The organism is Paenibacillus sp. J22P143, assembly GCF_059692035.1.
This window is the reverse complement of the sequence record NZ_JCAUAQ010000015.1, coordinates 94,607-113,200: the sequence shown is the minus strand read 5'-3', so window position 1 is coordinate 113,200 and position 18,594 is coordinate 94,607. Positions and strand designations below refer to the sequence as shown.

The window sequence follows — 18,594 nt, the reverse complement described above, 5'->3', positions numbered from 1 at the left end:
TTTTTTATCTCACCATATTGAAAATGCGATAAATCATCACAGCTGCTTGCGCGCGAGTTGTATAATCGCTTGGTGCAAAGCTGCCGTCTTCCATGCCAGTTACGATTCCAGCTTGACGAAGCGCGGTTACCGCATCTTTCGCATATTCTGCTATTTTCGATTGATCTTTAAATGTCTGAGAGCTCACAGTGTTCGGCAGTTTCAGGCCCGACTTTTGGACCATACGGTAGATCATAACAGCCATATCTTGACGGCTGATATTCTCGTTAATGCCGTAACTGCCATCTTCCTTGCCGTTAACGATGCCAAGTTGTTGCGCACTAGCGACAGCTTGCTCATACCAAGCTCCCCGCTCAACATCGCTAAATGTACTCGTTGCTTGCTGATTGATTAAATCCAATGCCCCCATGAGCATTTGAATGAATTCAGCTCTTGAGACTTGGCTTTGAGGGCTAAATTGGCCTTCGCTGATGCCGGATACGATTTTGCGAGCTTCTAGCGCTTCAATGTCAGCTTTTGCCCATGACACAGTGCCTAAATCGACAAACATGGACTTCATATCCACTGCGGCATATTGGCTAAAATGAGCTGGTTTGAATTCGACCATACCAGTCACGGCGTTGTATTTGCCGTTTTTGACAACTTCTAATTTACCATCATCTGACAAGTAATAGATAACTATCTGATGAGGTGATTCACCTGGCTGCAGCTTATATGGAATAGCGACTACAGGACGGTTATTTCCGAATTTGCTTATGGTCTGGCCATCGACCGTCAGTTTGAAGTCATATACAGTGTGATTTCCAATCGTATGCTTGACAGCATCCGACAATGTAGCAGCGTCAACTTTAGAAACAGTAAGCTGAACATCACCTGATTTACCTGAGTCATTCAACAGTCCTGGGGAAATAGTGACGCTTGCCAGACCTGTATTGATTTCGATTTTATCGATTCCAGCATCGTTCGCATGCTGAATTTGCTGTGATGGTATTTGAACGACGACTTGATTCGATTGCTCTGCTCCCTTAATGTTAATCTGCATGTTGTTATCCGTTGTAGAATTGATTGCTTTATCAAATAAGTCTGGCAGAATGTTGACGTTCGATGTACCGTTGGGGCCTGGCGTTGTATCTACATTAACTACTCCTGGGTTTCCTGAGTTTCCTGAGTTTCCTGAGTTTCCTGGATTTCCTGGGTTTCCTGGATTTCCTGGGTTATCAACGCTAGTCACTGTAAGTTCAATTGCGCTGTCGGAACCGTTAGGTATAAATCGACTCTCTGCCAAATTAGCATCCATCAATTTAACCAAGCTAACAGACACTTTCACTTTACCAGCATCTTTGCCCGTAAAAACAAATTTACAAAGTTCTGATTCCCCGTTTATGACAGGCTGGTTAGTGTTCAGGGCGAATGCGCAACGAATTTGATTACTTTCCGTTTTCTGGGCTGAAGAGCCAGTTCCATGCATTAAATTTTGAGGTTCCCCAGGCGTTATGAGTGTCGATTGATCCCAGTTCAGTTGCACTTCATATGCTGCAACACCTTGTAGACCGCTTCCCTTCACGGTAAAAGTTACACTATCCTTGACTTTAATCGTACTCACGTCTGAAGTTAATCTGAAAGTTGGCGAATTGCTAGCGAAAGCTTTATTTCCTAGTAAGGGTAAGAGCATACAACAAGTTAGCATCCATGCAAGAATGGCAATACGTCTCACGAAGTCAACACCTCTTTTGGGGAGAAATAGGAAGAGGACAATCACTTGCCCTCTTCCTTTCATGATTGAAAAATTAATGATTCAGCAGACATCTAACAACAAAGGCCAATTCGTAAAGTCCTACTTCGCCGTCTCCGTCAAAATCCCAAGTTGCTTTCCATCCTGAGTCTCCGACTTTACTTCCGTAGTGAGCAGCAATAACTCCGACATCTCCGATATCGATTCCTACTTTATTGTTAACATCGCCTGTTGTGCTAGTAATGACAAGACTGTCAAATACGGCAATTGCCGAGTTCAGTGCCGCAGCTGCGCTGCTGAGTTCCGCTTGTGTCGCACTTGAATTTCCAGCAACTAACTGTGCGGCATCAAGTGCCACTTGAAGTTTACTTTTTGCACTAGCTGGATACTGACCGACTTGGATTCCTGCAACAGCGTGCGCAAGTTTGTCCTGTCCAGTTTCGATAGCTGCCGTCAGTGCAGTACTGCTAATGATTTCAACAGATACTGCTGCCCCAGTTACATTCGCTGATGTTACTTCACCTGCAGCATCTGAGAAAGCAGCTTGCTTCACTGAGAAGTTTCCTGTCCCTTCAGCGGAGGCAACCGGAGTAAAGTTAATTTTAAGTAATGCAGGTTGATCTCCGTTCAATGCGTTACCCGTACCAGTATTAACGACAATCAAGCGTACTGTTCCTGCAGCCGAATCATTATCGACGTCTTGAATAGCTGATTTACTATCTAAAGATACAGCGTTGTCGAAGGTAAACTTTTGAGCATCATATTTAATGACAACATCCTGTGCCGTAACTTGTTGAGCGCTTGTCACACCAAATTGTAATGCTACGTGACCTGTAGTAGTAACCTTTTGTGGACCTGACAAGACTACTGATGCAGTAGCTGGAGTTGAACCGTTCGACACTTGAATCTGATCCAGTGCGTACCAACCATCGCTGCGTTTACCTGTAATCGCCAAATCAATACCAGGTTTATTTGTGTCGGGAGCAATTACGCCAACCAACACTTTATACGTTCCTGTCGCAAGATTAGCAGGGATTTGCAGTGGAAGATTTGCATCATTGCCACCCGGGAGCCATTTACGAATATCTGTTTGAGTTGCTTTTGTTACGGATGAAGCAACGATATTCCCGCTCGCATCGGCAAGTGCAACAGCAACCGGCCAGTTGTAATAGAACGGAGCCACACCTTTGTTATTCCAATGCGTTGCAATGGAAACCGAATCGCCAGCAGCAGCTTGTGCAGGATGAAAAGCCGATTCAAGTACATAACGATAACCGACCGTTTTCATCCAGGAATCCAAGTTTTCTTGGATATTTTGCGTGACACCATTCTCACCCACAACAAATTTGGAAGGCGAGTTTGGACCTACCCATGATGTATGGGAATAGCGAACTTCATTCAGCTGTTCCACAATATAGTCGTCAGTGAAATGATTAGGCAATGAAATATTGCTTGTAAATTCTCCACCAGAGAAATTAGTTTTCCAGAAATCAGGCATTGCAGAAGCAGCCTTCATTTGTGCTGCATTTTGACCAGGATCAAGAAACAAACCGACATCTCCCCAGCCGTTAACTGTCCAGTCTTTCCATGTTTCCGTCGAACCCTTATCCCCAATAATGTCGTTGAACAATCCCAAATGATTGCTTGCTGAAATCGGGAATGGTTTTCTCATACCAAGTAATTTGTTATGAAAGTTATCGATATAAGGTTGTACATACTGATCGGATACGGAAGCTTTTGGGAAATTACCTAGAGGTGCATTAACATAGGTATTATGGAACTCACCCCAATGTCCCAAAGAACCGATCTGGATGAAAGAAATTCTCGGATCATTATCATAGTGCTCCGCGAACGCTTGAATCATTCTTCTATGTTCACTGATCAGTATCTGGCTATTGTAATTCGGCGCAAAACCTGTACGAGATGTAACATCGCCATAAATCGTTCCAGCATTTGCAACTCCTTGTTCAGCCACAATCTCGTCATACAACCAATCCGGGATATCCCGATGTACTACGCCGCCTGGCGTATCCATGACAATGCGCAGATTAACCTTTGCACCCTGGCTGTACCAATAATCAAGTTGATTCGTTGCTTCGATACCTGCCCAGTCGAAATTGCCCTTCGTAGGCTCGAGGTCTTTCCAGTTGATGCCAGCATAAAGAATTTTTACATCTTGCGGGTATGGCGTATTCTTCAGAGTCCCACTTGTTGTTTCTACACCTTTCGCCCATGGCATGAAGCCCATATACGGATTGTGGAGAACATCAAAGTTTTCTCTTGGGTAGTAAACGCCTGCAGTCACATCTTGATGTACAAGTGATGAGACGTTCAGCATTGCCGCTCCTACTTCAGGAAGAGCTGTAGCGTTTTTGGATACATAAGCAACTTTCAATTGCCCTGGAGCTGATAGTCCTAGTTGATCCAAGTACAGATATACACGACTTGTAGTTGCAGTAATCTCACTGTTCACTGAGCCAACCTTAACCCAATTTGTACCGTCAAAATGATACAGCGTGTTATACGATACTTTGTAATCAATACCTGCATTCGTCCATCTAGTGTCATGATAACCTGTTTGAGCGTTGTTATCGCTGTCGATGAAATATTCATTCTGGGAGTTCAGATTCGCACCTTGCGTCAGCAAGTAAAGCTTGTTGTCATCTTGAACCGCATTCAATGTCATAGAAGTCGAAGTCGAATCTGATTTATTATCGATTGCGCTCCAATCGCTTTCTTGGCCATCTACGGTCATTGTAACGCCATTAGTTGCAGAAAGTGCCATTGGATATTTCGTCCCCGCAGCTGGTGCATTATCGCTTCCAACGACAGCTCCAATATTTAATCCAACATTAACCTTATCCGAAACATTCGTAAAACTGTTCAGATCAACAGACATCTCGAAATTAGTAAAACCAGCTGGTGCATATGTAGCTGACATGACCGTTGGCTGGACGCCAATTGAAGTCCATCCCCATAATCCATTTGCTCCAGAATATTTATAGAGCTTACCGTTCTGAACCATATAGTCCGAACCTGTTGCCGGATTTGCTCCGAATTGTTGATAGCCAGTTGACGTGGAATTGTCAGAGTCAATGAACAGATTTCTAAAAGGTGTAGTCGACACATCACCATGATAATGAGCAAATGCATACACCTTTTTGTCTTTGACGAAAGAACTAAAATCAACAATACCGCCAGTTCCTGCCGCAAGCGGCGCGATGCCTGCCCAATCCGCATCATTACCGTCTACGGTCACTTTCGGAAGCGCAGGGATCACTTTCGCTGCAGCACCTGGTACTTTCGGGGCTCTTTGACCACTGTTACCGCCATCGAATCCTACATAAAGGGTACGCGGAGCTGTTAAGCCAATTAATGAAATCGGGATAGATACTTCTATTGTTTTGTTATCTTTCGTGCCGGATTCCGCATACTGCACACTTGGGTCTGTCAAGCTCGCCAATGAGTCCCAAGCCCATCCAGCGTTATGACTTTTATATACAGCTCCATCCGCGCCATTCTCGATCAAATAATCAAATCCTTGGTTGGGCCAAAGACTGGGTGCAAAAAATCCGGTATTTTTATTGTTATCGGTATCGATCAGAAAATCATTCCAATCGCCGACTTTTCCAGTAATCAATACATTGAGTCTTTCATTGTTCATAACCGCATATACGGAAGTTGTAACGGAACCCGCCGAAGTGGCAATTGGCTGCAATCCAGCCCAATCGTCCGTATTCGCGTCTACCGTAATGTTGGCATCTGGTCCGAAGGCAGGCACCTCTGTGTCAGCGCCTAGCATATTTTTCCCAACATCTGGCAGGAATGCGTTGAAGCCGCTTTGACTATAAGCAACCTTCATAGGTGCGGATGCACTGAGTCCAAGCTGGTCGATGCCAACTTCTGCTTCAGCAATTGCGCCCGTATTGGCATACGGGACAGTCCCTACTTGCGTCCATGCTCCGCTTGAAAATTGATACAATATATTGCCTGTAATCTTGTAATCGATACCGCCCGCATTGCTCCAGCTCGTCACTTTCTCGCCAGTTGCAGGATTATTATCCGCATCGATATAGAATGTGCCTTGATTGCTGACGCTAGTTCCTTTCACCAACATATGGAGCTTGCCGCCGCTTTGAGTCGCTTTAATCATTTGTAGCGAACTGCCTGCTGTGACGGAATCGTGCGGAATCGACGCCCACTCAGCCGATTGTCCGGTAAAATGAACCGTGGGTGGCGCAGCTGCACTCACGGGAACCGATGCAATCGGTACGAAGGCAGACACGAGAAGCGAGGTTAACATGGCCAAACTACTGCTTTTTTTCGACAATAAATTCCTTTTCACTACTAAATACACCTCTTTATGGAAGATTATAAGTCAAAAAAAGACAACAAAAAGACAGCAAGCTGAAAATGTCTTTGACAATAATGATCAAAAATCTTTTCATGAACTTGCTGCCTTCTCGTGATGTCACCTAGGGTTGGATAAAGCCATTACCTTATTTGCCGTAAAGTGTTTTAATTTCTTTCACGGCAGCGTCGATATCACCTTTTCCTGAGAGTGGTTGCGCTAATTTTTGCGGAATGATCTCCCATAGAAGTTTATCCTTACCATCAAAGAATGGCACAGGAATCGCAAATTTCTGAGAGTCAATAAATGTTTGTTTATTGAAACCATCATTAATACCAAGATAAGTTGCAGCAGCAGCTTTATTCGCAGGAATCGATTGACCTTGTTTAGCAAGGGCGATTTGGCCTTCAGGGCCAGCGAGCCAGCTCAACAGCGCCCAAGCGGCTTTCTCGTTTTTCGAATTCGGGCTCATCGCATTACCTGCAACTTGAACCACTGTTTTTGTTTCTTTGAATTTCGGAGGAAGAACAGTGTCGAACTGGATATTCGCTTTCTTGAACTCAGGAGCAGACCAGGAACCAGCGAAGCTCATCGCCACTTTACCCGTTGTTAAGGCCAAGAACGGCTCTTTGGAAAGCGATTGGCTTTGGCTTGACGTTGGTGTTACATGGTATTTCGTAACCAAATCACGGTAGAAATCAAGTACTTGCTTCGCTTCTGGTGAAGACAGGGCAAGTGTTTGATCGTCATTCACGACTTTACCGCCATTCGAAAGAACTTGCGGCTCTAGTACGGAATCTGCGGATCCAGCAGCATCCACCGTGATTCCCCATTGCACGATGTTGTTGGCATCGAACCCGGCATCAGCGGCAGTTTTACCGTTCTTGTCAATCGTCATTTTCTTAGCAATTTCCAGCGCTTCATCCCACGTCATTTCTTTCTTAGGTGCCGTAGCTCCAGCTGGATTGGACTTGCTATTGTCGAACAAGCCTTTGTTATAGTACATAACGATCGTATTGGCATCACGTGGAAGCGACATTTGTTTGCCCTTCACTTGATGAGCAGCAAGAACGCTAGGCTCGAAATCAGACGTATTGAAACCCGTTGATTTGATCAGATCGGTTAAATCTTTCATCGCGCCAAGTTTCGCATATTTATCAACATAAGCGAAGCTCATTTTATAAACATCAGGCAAATCTTTAGAAGCAGCTTGCGCTGTTAATGACGTCCAGTATGTACCCCAATCTTTACTTACAACTTCCACTTCGATCTTCGGATATTTTTTATTAAATTCTTTGAGCAACTCTTTCGTTTGCTCTGTCTCTACGTTCGTTCCCCACTGTGAATACGTCACTTTACCGGAAATCACTTCCGCTGTTGCAGCAGGTGCCTGCGTTTGTGCTGCCGTTGTTGCAGCTGCAGATGCTGCTGGTGCTGGAGTTGTTTGCTCTGTGTTTGAACTGCAGGCTGTAAGAAGTGTTGATGCACCTACGATAACGGTTGCTGTGCTAGTGAGCCATTTTTTTGTTTTCATGGAAAACCCTCCTTAGATTTATACATTCGTTACATGTTAATTCTATAGACAAGATATTGATCCAATCTGCATGACCCATCTTACTTCAAGCCGGTCATGACCACCCCCTCAATGAAATATCGTTGACCAAAGAAATAGATACAGCCAATTGGTAGCAGGGCGAGGAACGATCCTGCAGCAAGAACAGGAAAATCATGCGAAGTTTGACCCATAATCATTTGCAAGCCTACGCTCAGCATTTGAAGCTTCTCCGACTGAATGAAAATCAATGGTGTGAAAAAATCCGTCCAAGAGAACACGAAGGCAAAGATGAAAGCGGTAACAAGGATGGGCCTACAAAGCGGCATTGTTACTTTGCTAAATATGGTCCAGTATCCACCGCCGTCCATATGTGTAGCTTCGTCTAGTTCCATTGGAATGGTCATCATAAACTGGCGGAACATGAAGATAAAGTATGGGTTAGCGAGCATTTTTGGAACGATGAGCGGTAACCACGTGTTGTACCAACCAATGTTTTTGTATAAAATGTACAGCGGAATTAATGTGATTTGGGAAGGAATCATCAACGTGGCAAGGACGATGCCAAACAAAAATTTCCGCGATTTCGCTTTCGTTCTAGCAAAACCAAAAGCAATCAAGGCTGCGCACAAAACAGTTCCTACACCGACCATACCAGAGATTGCGAATGAGTTGAAAATCCATCGGCCCATTAGCGGCATCGTATCGAATAGCCGGCTGAACGCTCCAAAACTGATCGGATGTGGCAAAAATTCTGGTGGAAACTTAAACGACTGTTCCTGTGTTTTCAACATCGTGGAAACGAGCCATAGCAACGGTCCCATAAACACGGCCAATCCGATCAGCAGCAGTGCATATTTCGTCATTTTTGCTGCAAAAGCAGAAGTGCTTGTCATGCTCAGCTTCCTTTCTCCGACTCATAGAATACCCAGCGGTTCGAAGTTTTCATTACGATGAGTGTCAATACAAGAATGATGATAAACAATACCCACGATTGCGCCATCGCATATCCAAATTTCATATCCTGAAAGGCCGATTGATAAATATTCATCACGTACGTTCTGGATGCGTAGTTTGGACCGCCGTCGGTCAACAGTTTAGCTTCGGTAAACATTTGGAAGTAAAAAATGATTTGCATAACGAGCGCGAACAGAATGGATGGTGTTAGCATTGGCAGCGTAATGTTAAAGAAGCTGCGAATTGGACCAGCCCCATCTATTTTGGCCGCTTCGTACAGATGGCTTGGAATGTTCTTGAGCGCAGCCAAATAAACGAGTACAGGACCGCCTGACATCCAGACGCCGATCGAGACAACCAACGGCTTAATCAAAGCCTCCGTGCCGAACCAATCGATTTTGTTCACACCGAATACCGACAGAAGCTCATTGATAAATCCGTTATCCGTACCGAACATCAACTGCCAGATGATAACCGTTGCCACGGGCGGAACGAGATACGGTAAATAGTACAAGGTTCGAAAGAAGCGAATACCTTTAACCTCGAAATTGAGAATGACCGCAGTTAAGATTTGAAAGACAACTGTTACGGGTACTGCAATTCCTACGAAGAACAGTGTATTCGTGAATGCTTTAATAAATATTTTATCCTTTAGCAAATGGGTGTAATTATCCAAACCGATCCATTCTGGCTTCGTGATGGTGTTATAATCGGCAAAACTGAACACCAGACTGACGATTGCGGGCCCGACAAAGAAAGCTAAAAATCCGATAATCCAAGGCGAAATGAACAGTAAAAACTTCAGTTCTTCTTTGGGCTTTGAGGCCAACATCCGTATCCCTCCGCTATTTGATGCTTGTTGACACTTGCTCCAATTCAAGCTCCAGGTCCTTTTTCTGCGCGATAATTTGATCATAGTAGGCTTTCATCTCGATCACTTTACCCTGCTCTAGGCGCGATTGTTCCGCTGCAAATGCCATGATATGTCCTTCAACAGACGCTTCTGCAGAAGTTAGATTGCCATGCGTTCTCCCAAGCCTCACGTCGGCGATGAATTGTCGCATAATTCCCTCGTCGCCTCCGCCATGATGATGTGCAGGTGCATCCACTTGAACAAGTGTCCTTTTACGTGTGGAAAATTGGAACATATCGATTTCGCCTTTCTCAAAATCACCGCGAATTTCACCCTTCGTCCCCATAATCTGCACAATCCGATTAATATCTCGCGTGAAAGCGCTCATACTGAACATTACGGTTGCGCCGTTTGCAAACTCCATGTTAACTACTTGATGATCCACCACATTATTATCGGTACGGTAAACGCATTTGCCGTAAGGTCCCGCTTCCAAAGCTTTCATTCGGTTCTCCATTGTAGGGGGATCGGCAATGAGTCTAGCAAAAGGGTTATCTTCGAGATCCTGCAAGTAATACCGAGTTGCCGAGAACGGGCAAGTATGTTCTACAAGACAGCCATTCGTGCACCTGTCCGTAGATCCTTCTGGCGCATTCTCTTCTGTAAAGTGAGTAAGTGAACCGAAGGAACTAATCTTCTCGCACTCCGCTTCAACTAGCCAACGAATTAGATCCATATCATGGCAGGATTTTTGTAAAATCATTGGACTCGATTGGTCAGAATTTCTCCAATTCCCTCTAACGAAGCTATGCGAATAATGCAGATAGCCGACGTTCTCATTATGCTGGATCGAAACGATATCTCCGATGTCGCCTTGCGATATCATTTGCTTTAAGGTTGACCAGAAAGGGGTGTACCTGGATACATAGCAGATCGACAAAAGCAGATTTCTCTGTTCAGCCATTTGCGCCAAATGAATACATTCATACGGGTCTGGCGACATGGGCTTCTCCAATAATATATGGTAGCCCTTATTAATCGCTTCCAGCGCCGGTTCGTAATGCTCTTGATCTTGGGTGCAAATGAGGACTGCATCACACAGCTTAGGCAGAGTCATCATCTCTTGCCAAGAAGAAAATACAAATTCATCCGGGATTTCATATTCATTTGCGAATATTTCTCTTCGCTGCGCGTTCGGTTCGGCTACAGCAACGATTTTCACTTCATGTGGGAACCGTTTGGCGTAGGGGGCATAGCATAAATATCCTCTTGCTCCTGCCCCAATCACGGCAATCTCTACTTTTTTCATCTCTCTGCCTCCAATTACAGCTGAATTTACATGTTGTCCAAATTTGTCTATATTTGCGCCAAATATTTTCCTTAAGGGCATAAAAAAACAAATCCACATTGTAAGCGTTTACTTATTAGTCAGAAGAAAACACTGGATTTAGTTGGTTAACCAGAAGCAGTGTTTTCTAATTTTTAGTTGAAATGGATGATTCTCTAATTATTAATTCGAAAGGTACTGTCACTTTTAGGGGGATATTGTATTTCCCTTGGATGTAATCAATTAATAATTTCGCTGCAATTTGGCCAATTTCAAACTTCGGGATATGTATAGTCGAAAGTGGCGGCGACGAATACTGGGCAAATTCAATATTATCCAGACTCACGAATGCGATATCGTCCGGCACTTTTAGGCCAGAGTTCGAAACAGCCTTCATTGCGCTCACAGCCATCATATCACTTGCGACAAACATAGCCGTAGGCATATGTTCCCTGTGATTATGGATCAAATGGTCCATAAAATCATAGGACTTTTCAATCACCCACTTGGAATCGCAAACCCAATCCGGATTAAAAACCAGATCCGCTTCAGCTAACGCATTTTTGTATCCGCGGAATCTTTTCTCAAGCTCCATATTGCCTGCAAGTCCTGGTCCTCCAATAAAACCGATGTGCTTATGCCCTTGCTCGATCAAATGCTCGACCGCATATTTGGAAGCCGCAACACGATCATAGCCTAGACAAGGTAATTCGTGATCCGATAAGTCAACCCCGACGATATGCGTTACATTTTTCTTAATGTAATCATACGTTTTCTCGTCATGAATACCCTCAACTAAGATTAAGCCGTCTATACCGCTCTCATGAATGATTTTATGCAAAATTGCTGGGTTTGCCGCATCCTCTGAAGTGTGGATAAAAGCCAACGTACACCCCAACTCCGCAAGCCCCTTCTCAATCCCTTCCAGGATGAAAGAATAATACGGATGATTATATTTGTTCAATGGGCCCGTCACTATACAACCAACGACATGCTCGAGTTTACTTTGCTCTTTATTGCTCTTAACCACTTTTTTCATAATACGATTCTGGTGGTAACCGAGTTCATTAATTGCATCCCAAATTTTTTTGCGAGTTTCCTGGTTGATCGCTCTGCTCGAATCATTATTCACAACTCTTGAAACCGTAGAAATTGAAACTCCAACGTGATCCGCAACGTCTTTTAACTTTATCAATACAATTACTCCTCTTCCACTCCAAATATTTGGGGCAAAGCAGTGTGTGAATCACTTGGTTTGTTTAGCAAGTATTTCTTGTTTTCATCATAAATCCTAGACCCCAAACGTGTCAATAGCCTACCCAAAAATTTGCGCCAAAAACATTGCTTCGTTTGGCATGATTATTTGCGCCAAAAAACTATCCACCAAATTGAATTGGCGGATAGTTAATTTTGAGGTAAATTTATAGGTCATCTGATAGCTTCGTATCATGAACAGCTACTTCTTGTTGCGCTAATATGACTGAGTGAATAAAGTCGATTATTCTCTTATTTCTACAACATTAATTCTTTAATCTTTACAGTAAGACCTAAACTTAGTTAGGTACTCACTTCACAATTAACCATATACAATAATGTTTGAAAACGATTACAAAACGTAAAGGAGGGTTATATCGTGTCATTCGTAAAAGCATTTCGCGGCTTTTTATCCGGACTTCTACTCGTCACTTTGATATTTCCACTAGGTAGTGGACATACATTGGCTGTCGAAAATGAAAGTGGTACGATTGTCTACAATTTTGATGACGGCACAAGCCAAGGTTGGGGAGCTCGCGGTGCGGGAAGCGTTGCTGTAACACAAGATAGCGCCCTATCCACTCCAAGCAGCTTAAAGCATACAGGCAGAACGGGCACATGGAACGGCCCTAGCCTTAATGTCAAAACCATCCTGCAAAAAGGTGCTGTCTATGAAATTTCTGCTGATGTGAAACTGCCGGACAAAACAGCCTTACCGGCCAGTACGGTAAAAATCTCTTTGGAGAACACTCCCGTTGGCGGGAGCACGGGTTGGGCACAAATTGCTTCGGCCAGTATCGCCAATTCCGATTGGACGCATATTAGCGGGAACTATTCCTTCAACCAAGATATGAGCGCACTAACCCTTTACATGGAAAGCTCGGTAGCTACGGAGTCGATCCAGATTGATAATGTGAAAATTAAAATGACTACCCCGCCTCCCGTCGATCAATCGGGTCTCGAGACTGGATTCGAGAATAATACGGTACAAGCCTGGGCTCCGCGGAACGGCGCTGAAGTTCTCACTATTTCTTCAAGTGTTTATCACACGGGTTCGTACAGTTTGTTAACAGAAGCCAAAGGTGCGAATCAGGGACCTAAGATTAACCTGCTTGGCAAGATGCAAAAGGACAGCAAGTATAATTTATCCGTTTGGGTCAGAATGGCGCCAGGTCAAAGTCCTGCCACACTGCGCTTGAGCATTCAGCGAACCTATCAAGGCACCAATAATTACGACACAGTTGTCGGCAATAAGGAAGTCACGGCCGATGGTTGGGTGCAGTATACAGCGGATTACACGTTGAGCAATCCTGTTGATGCCATTGGCGCTTATGTAGAAACAGCTAGCGTAGCCGCAACCTTCTTCATCGATGATTTCAAATTGACTTATCTACCAGGAAAACCGATTCAGCCCAACATCCCATCCTTATATCAGACGTTGTCTGCTTCTTTCCCTAACGGCATTGGTGCAGCCATTGAGCCAAGCCAAACGGTTGGCGCGACCAGCGAGATGCTGAAAAAGCATTTTAACGTCATCGTAGCTGAAAATGTCATGAAACCTGCCAATCTTCAACCTTCAGAAGGCACCTTTACGTTCACCGAAGCGGACAAGCTAGTCGCTTATGCTGAAGCTAACGGCATGAAAGTCCGTGGTCATACACTGGCGTGGCATAGCCAAACCGGAGAGTGGATGTTCAAAGACTTAGACGGCAAGCCTATGATCGAGGAAACAGATCCAGCGAAGCGCGCAGCGAATAAAGCTCTTCTTTTAAGCCGCCTAGAAACGCATATCAAAACTGTCGTGGAACATTTCGGAAACAAAGTTTACGCTTGGGATGTTGTGAACGAAGTGATTGACGATTCCAATGGCTTACGAAACAGTCCGTGGTATCAAATTACGGGTGAAGACTTCATCAAGCAAGCTTTCATTTGGGCTCATCAATATGCCCCGCATGCCAAGCTATACATTAACGATTACAATACCCATAGTCCGAGAAAAAGAGACGATTTATACAACTTGATCCTGAGAATGCAAGCTCAAGGTGCTCCAATCGATGGCGTAGGCCACCAAACGCATATCAATGTGGACAGTCCGTCCGTGAAAGAGATCGGGGATTCCATTGAAAAGTTCGGTCTGCTTGGACTCGACAACCAAATCACGGAGCTTGATGTCAGTGTCTATACCGACAGAAATCAAAGCTATACAACCGTGCCGGAGAATGTGTTGATCAAGCAAGGCTACCGCTACAAGCAGATTTTTGCTGAGTTCATTCGTCTAAAAGCTTATGTCAGCTCCGTTATCCTCTGGGGAGTTGGCGATGATCATACGTGGCTCAGCACGTTCCCTGTCACAAGATTGGAAGCTCCGCTTCTGTTCGATAAGGAGCTTCAAGCCAAGTACGCCTACTGGGGCATCGTAGATCCGAGCAAATTGCCAGTCGCTATTCAAACCATCGATCCTGCAAAGGGAACTCCGGTTATCGATGGAAACTCTGAGCTTGTATGGGATGTTCAGCGATCCCTTCCATTCGATTCAGGTAAAATCAAAGGAGATTTCAACGTACTTTGGGATGATTTGAATCTCTATCTGAAAGTCGACGTAGAAGATGCAACCTTTAATGCCAATGATTTGGTTGAGCTGTTCGTAGATGACAACAACGGAAAAACAGCTGCCTATCAGCCAGACGACAAGCATTATACGTTACAACGAAACGGTACAGCTGTTAGCGGCATGAGTTATTCGGTTAAAGAAACGACGGATGGCTACCGTATCGAGGCATCCATGCCAATCACAGCTGCTGTTCTGGGAAGTAAAAAAGGGTTCGACGTCCGTATAACCGATGCGGATCAGGCGAATGCCCATGTTTCTTGGAATGATGTCACCAACAGCCAGAACACAGATACAACTAAATTCGCAATCTTAACATTAGACAAAGCATTAAACACGCAGGAAGCTATCAAAGGAACACCTGTCATTGACGGAGAAGTCGATGCAATGTGGGCAAATGCGAAAGAAGTATCCACAGATCTATGGGTACAAGGAACGAGCGGTGCTACAGCTAAAGCCAAAATCATGTGGGACGACAACCATCTCTACGTTCTAGCTAACGCAAAGGACAGTCTCTTAAGTGATGCAAGCAGTGCGTTCCACGAGCAAGATTCCATTGAAATCTTCCTTGATGCGAACAACCACAAATCGGCAGACTATGAGTCCGACGATGGACAATTCCGAATTAACTTTAAGAATTTACAGAGCTTCGGAGGCGCTGCTTCAGCAGACAAGATCTCTTCGGCCGTGAGACTTACAAGTGATGGTTATCAGGTTGAAGCGGCTATTCAACTGCCCAACGCTGTCAAGGATCGCATGATTGGATTCGACTTCCAAGTCAACAATGATGAAACAGGAAACGGTTCGAGAAGCAGCGTAGCGATTTGGAATGATACTACAGGCCAGTCCTACCGCAATACGTCCAAGTTCGGCGCTCTTCAATTGGTGGATCCAACTGATCCTACTGAACCTGCAGCTCCTACTGTTCCTAGCGATCCCGGATCCAGTGGCGTAGGCCCAACTGCAGTACCTGTAGATACGATTGTCGCATCAGTCGGTGGAAAGCTAAGCTTGAACGGCACGATGATCGAAGTACCTGCTGGTGCAGCGGCAAGCAACTTTACAATTAAAGTAGAAACCATCAGCGACACCTCTTCCCTGTTCGCTGATCAGCCTTTCGACGCGATCAGCGAAATTTATGAGATCACGAAAAATCAAGAGGGAACATTTATCAAGCCGGTCGTGATTACACTTCCTTTTGACAAAACGAAAGTAGATTTTAGTAAGTCGAAAGTAAGTATCTACTGGTTTAATGAAGAAACGCTGCAGTGGATCCTCCTTGATGGTCAACAAATTGATCAAGCCAACGGCACTGTATCCGCATCTACGAACCATTTCACAAAATTTGCAGTCTTGGCATCCGCGATTGATGCACCTAAGGAAATTGAAACAGCATTATCCGATATCCGAGGGCATTGGTCCGAAGCAAGCATTCGCTCTTTCATGAAATCAGGAGCTATCAACGGGTACCCCGACAACACATTTAAACCAGATAACAACATCACGAGAGCAGAATTCGTTACGGTTATCGTCAAAGCTTTCGAGCTTAAAGCAACTGGTGTGAAAAGCTTTACCGACACCCAGAACCACTGGGCCCAAGCTTCAATTGCCACTGCCGCCGCTTTAGGCGTTGTCAACGGGAACAGTAACGACTCCTTCGCGCCAGATGTTCTCATTACACGCGAGCAAATGGCTGCGATCATCGTTCGTGCTGCTAAGCTCAGCCCAGCTGAAATAAGCAGCAGGTTCACAGACAGCTCTCTGATCTCCGATTGGGCATACGCTGCGTTTAATACCGCCATTGCCAACGGATTGCTCCAAGGCTATGACGACAATACCGTTAGACCGGGCGCAAACAGCACCCGTGCTGAGGCTGTTACCGTCATTCTAAGAGCTATGCAAACAGCGAAATAGTAATAAAAGACGGATTCTTAGTAGATCAATGATCTACGGAGAATCCGTCTTTTTCGACTTTATCTATCCCTTTTTGTGCATACTATGGAAGAAAACATCAAGAATAGGTGGCGACTCATGTGAACATGGACGAACTCATTGTGGAACAAATTAAGAAGCAAGCTATGCCTTTGAAAAGCTCTGATGATTTGGACGTGTTAATCGAAGCAATTGGCGATAAGAAGTACGTTTTACTTGGTGAGGCCACGCATGGTACGTCCGAATTTTATAAGCTGCGCATGGAATTGAGCCGTAAATTGATTGAAACGAAGGGATTTTCATTTATCGCCGTTGAAGGAGATTGGCCTTCTTGCTATGAGGTTAACCGGTATGTGAAGCAGTATAAGGATGCGAAGCCAACTGCCCGTGAGGTGATGGAGGGGTTCAATCGCTGGCCAACGTGGATGTGGGCGAATGAAGAAGTAGGGGAATTAATGGACTGGCTCAAAAAGCATAATGAAGATAAACCGATGGAGCAGCGAGTCGGTTTTTATGGACTAGACGTCTATAGTTTGTGGGAGTCATTTGAAGAAATCGAGCGATACTTACAGGAAAACGGCACGCCAGAGCAGTTGGCTTTGGCTCGTAAAGCCTTTGAGTGCTTCGATTCCTATGAAAAGGAGGGGCAAAACTACGGCGTTTCCGCTGCCTTCTACGGCGAAAGCTGCAAGGACGATGTCGTGAAGCTGCTGAAGGAACTTCACGCGAAACGTGTACGTTACGACGAAGACAGCGAAGCCGCCCTAAGTGCGGAGTTGAATGCGCTTGTTGCCGTAAACGCAGAGGACTATTACAGCACCATGGTCTTGCACTACGCAGAGTCATGGAACGTCCGCGACCAACATATGGTCGAGGCGCTGCGGCGCCTCGTCGACTACCACGGCCCAGACGCCAAGGTCATCGTCTGGGAGCATAACACGCACATCGGCGATGCGCGTGCAACGGATATGCTGGAGGGCGGCATGGTCAACGTCGGCCAGCTTGTGCGCGAAGCGCACGGCGAAGCCGATGTGTGCGCCATCGGCTTCGGCACATACCGCGGCACCGTCGTTGCCGCGAAATCGTGGGGCGCGCCGATGGCGACGATGCAAGTGCCCCCAGCCCAGCGGGGCAGTTGGGAGGAGCTTATGCATCGCGCTGGCGCGCATGATCAGATCCTCCTGCTCAGCCAGGAGGATCCTCTGCTCGGGCACGAGGTGCTGGGGCACCGTGCCATCGGTGTCGTGTACCGCCCCACTTCGGAGCGAGGGAACTATGTTCCCTCGGTGATGGCTCGGCGGTACGACGCCTTTGTACATGTGGACGAGAGCCATGCGCTTCGTCCATTGATGATAGAAAAAGTGCTTGTGTGAGTTCACACAAGCACTTTTTCTTAGATTTAGAAGGTCAAACTGCAATTTCAACAACTTTATTCGATGTTTCATCTACTTTTAGCACAATGCTATCGAAGGAATGTCTTGTCAGCGCGAAGTGCAGCACACCGTCACTGACCGCTCGAACGCATTTCGAGGTACTTTGCTGCTAAGTCAGTCATCTTACGAGCGCGGTCTGCCTGATCTACACTGCCTTTTGCCACTTCATCTGGCTTGCTGTAATTTCTTCAGCGGATGAAGCCACGCTTTCCGAAGCCATATGTACTTGCTTGATCGTTCGGGAAAGCGAATCCAACATGTCATTCATACGCTCAGCAAGCAAACCAAGCTCGTCCTTTAATGTCAAATCAATTCGAGTGTAATAAAATCATTCTTTTTTGCCTCCGACGTTGTTCTATCCTCATTCGCCATCTCCAGTTATTCACTCTGCTTAACATCAAAAAACCTTCCTGTCCCATCATCAACTTTGAACCAACTTGTTACGCCTGATGGACTCGCTGAGGGCACAACTCGTGAGTTAACATTATCTTTGCCACAAGCTGTTGTAATCACCAGCATCACGACCAAACTTTCTAGGGCTGGTACTTTTAACTTACTCCACATGAGCTTCTCTCTCCTTAAGGGACCCAATAGA

At 45.2% G+C, this 18,594-nt stretch carries 11 protein-coding genes; 2 read left to right on the top strand and 9 right to left on the bottom strand.

The window, feature by feature from the left end; genetic code table 11:
* Nucleotides 1-4: 4 nt before the first annotated feature.
* The 7 genes from AC58PQ_RS19625 to AC58PQ_RS19595 form a co-directional block, all read right to left on the bottom strand.
* A complete protein-coding gene (locus tag AC58PQ_RS19625; RefSeq protein ID WP_497244429.1) occupies nucleotides 5-1,714 on the bottom strand; it encodes an S-layer homology domain-containing protein in 1,710 nt (569 codons plus the stop codon).
* 73 nt (nucleotides 1,715-1,787) lie between these two features.
* Nucleotides 1,788-6,077, bottom strand: coding sequence for a DUF4832 domain-containing protein (locus AC58PQ_RS19620; protein ID WP_497244427.1), 4,290 nt, complete (start codon nucleotides 6,075-6,077; stop codon nucleotides 1,788-1,790).
* A gap of 154 nt (nucleotides 6,078-6,231) precedes the next feature.
* On the bottom strand, nucleotides 6,232-7,617 hold the full coding sequence (locus AC58PQ_RS19615) for an ABC transporter substrate-binding protein (RefSeq protein WP_497244425.1): 1,386 nt from the start codon (nucleotides 7,615-7,617) through the stop codon (nucleotides 6,232-6,234).
* Nucleotides 7,618-7,697: 80 nt separating this feature from the next.
* Entirely contained in the window at nucleotides 7,698-8,531 is an 834-nt protein-coding gene (locus tag AC58PQ_RS19610) for a carbohydrate ABC transporter permease (RefSeq protein ID WP_497244423.1), read from the bottom strand.
* 2 nt (nucleotides 8,532-8,533) lie between these two features.
* The gene (locus AC58PQ_RS19605) at nucleotides 8,534-9,424 is read right to left on the bottom strand and encodes a carbohydrate ABC transporter permease (protein WP_497244421.1); all 891 of its coding nucleotides are present in this window, start codon (nucleotides 9,422-9,424) and stop codon (nucleotides 8,534-8,536) included.
* Nucleotides 9,425-9,437: 13 nt separating this feature from the next.
* Entirely contained in the window at nucleotides 9,438-10,754 is a 1,317-nt protein-coding gene (locus AC58PQ_RS19600; protein WP_497244419.1) for a Gfo/Idh/MocA family protein, read from the bottom strand.
* Nucleotides 10,755-10,920: 166 nt separating this feature from the next.
* Nucleotides 10,921-11,967 carry a LacI family DNA-binding transcriptional regulator gene (locus AC58PQ_RS19595; protein ID WP_497244417.1) on the bottom strand — a complete coding sequence of 349 codons (1,047 nt, stop codon included), beginning with the start codon at nucleotides 11,965-11,967 and terminating at the stop codon, nucleotides 10,921-10,923.
* A 438-nt stretch (nucleotides 11,968-12,405) separates the two neighbouring features.
* Between AC58PQ_RS19595 and AC58PQ_RS19590 the strand changes: the two genes are divergently transcribed.
* A complete protein-coding gene (locus AC58PQ_RS19590) occupies nucleotides 12,406-16,548 on the top strand; it encodes an endo-1,4-beta-xylanase (RefSeq protein WP_497244415.1) in 4,143 nt (1,380 codons plus the stop codon).
* Nucleotides 16,549-16,673: 125 nt separating this feature from the next.
* Nucleotides 16,674-17,939, top strand: a complete 1,266-nt coding sequence (locus AC58PQ_RS19585; protein ID WP_497244461.1) for an erythromycin esterase family protein — start codon at nucleotides 16,674-16,676, stop codon at nucleotides 17,937-17,939.
* Between the two features lie 205 nt (nucleotides 17,940-18,144).
* On the opposite strand, the gene AC58PQ_RS19580 is transcribed toward AC58PQ_RS19585, so the two are convergent.
* Entirely contained in the window at nucleotides 18,145-18,306 is a 162-nt protein-coding gene (locus AC58PQ_RS19580; RefSeq protein ID WP_497244413.1) for a hypothetical protein, read from the bottom strand.
* Between the two features lie 71 nt (nucleotides 18,307-18,377).
* Nucleotides 18,378-18,563, bottom strand: a complete 186-nt coding sequence (locus tag AC58PQ_RS19575) for a hypothetical protein (protein WP_497244411.1) — start codon at nucleotides 18,561-18,563, stop codon at nucleotides 18,378-18,380.
* Nucleotides 18,564-18,594: the final 31 nt, after the last annotated feature.

Bases quoted from the DNA above. Each gene is read 5' to 3' on its own strand.
- AC58PQ_RS19615 (WP_497244425.1), bottom strand. From the start codon at position 7,617: ATGAAAACAAAAAAATGGCTCACTAGCACAGCAACCGTTATCGTAGGT.
- AC58PQ_RS19610 (WP_497244423.1), bottom strand. From the start codon at position 8,531: ATGACAAGCACTTCTGCTTTTGCAGCAAAAATGACGAAATATGCACTG.
- AC58PQ_RS19575 (WP_497244411.1), bottom strand. From the start codon at position 18,563: ATGTGGAGTAAGTTAAAAGTACCAGCCCTAGAAAGTTTGGTCGTGATG.
- AC58PQ_RS19585 (WP_497244461.1), top strand. From the start codon at position 16,674: ATGGACGAACTCATTGTGGAACAAATTAAGAAGCAAGCTATGCCTTTG.
- AC58PQ_RS19600 (WP_497244419.1), bottom strand. From the start codon at position 10,754: ATGAAAAAAGTAGAGATTGCCGTGATTGGGGCAGGAGCAAGAGGATAT.
- AC58PQ_RS19605 (WP_497244421.1), bottom strand. From the start codon at position 9,424: ATGTTGGCCTCAAAGCCCAAAGAAGAACTGAAGTTTTTACTGTTCATT.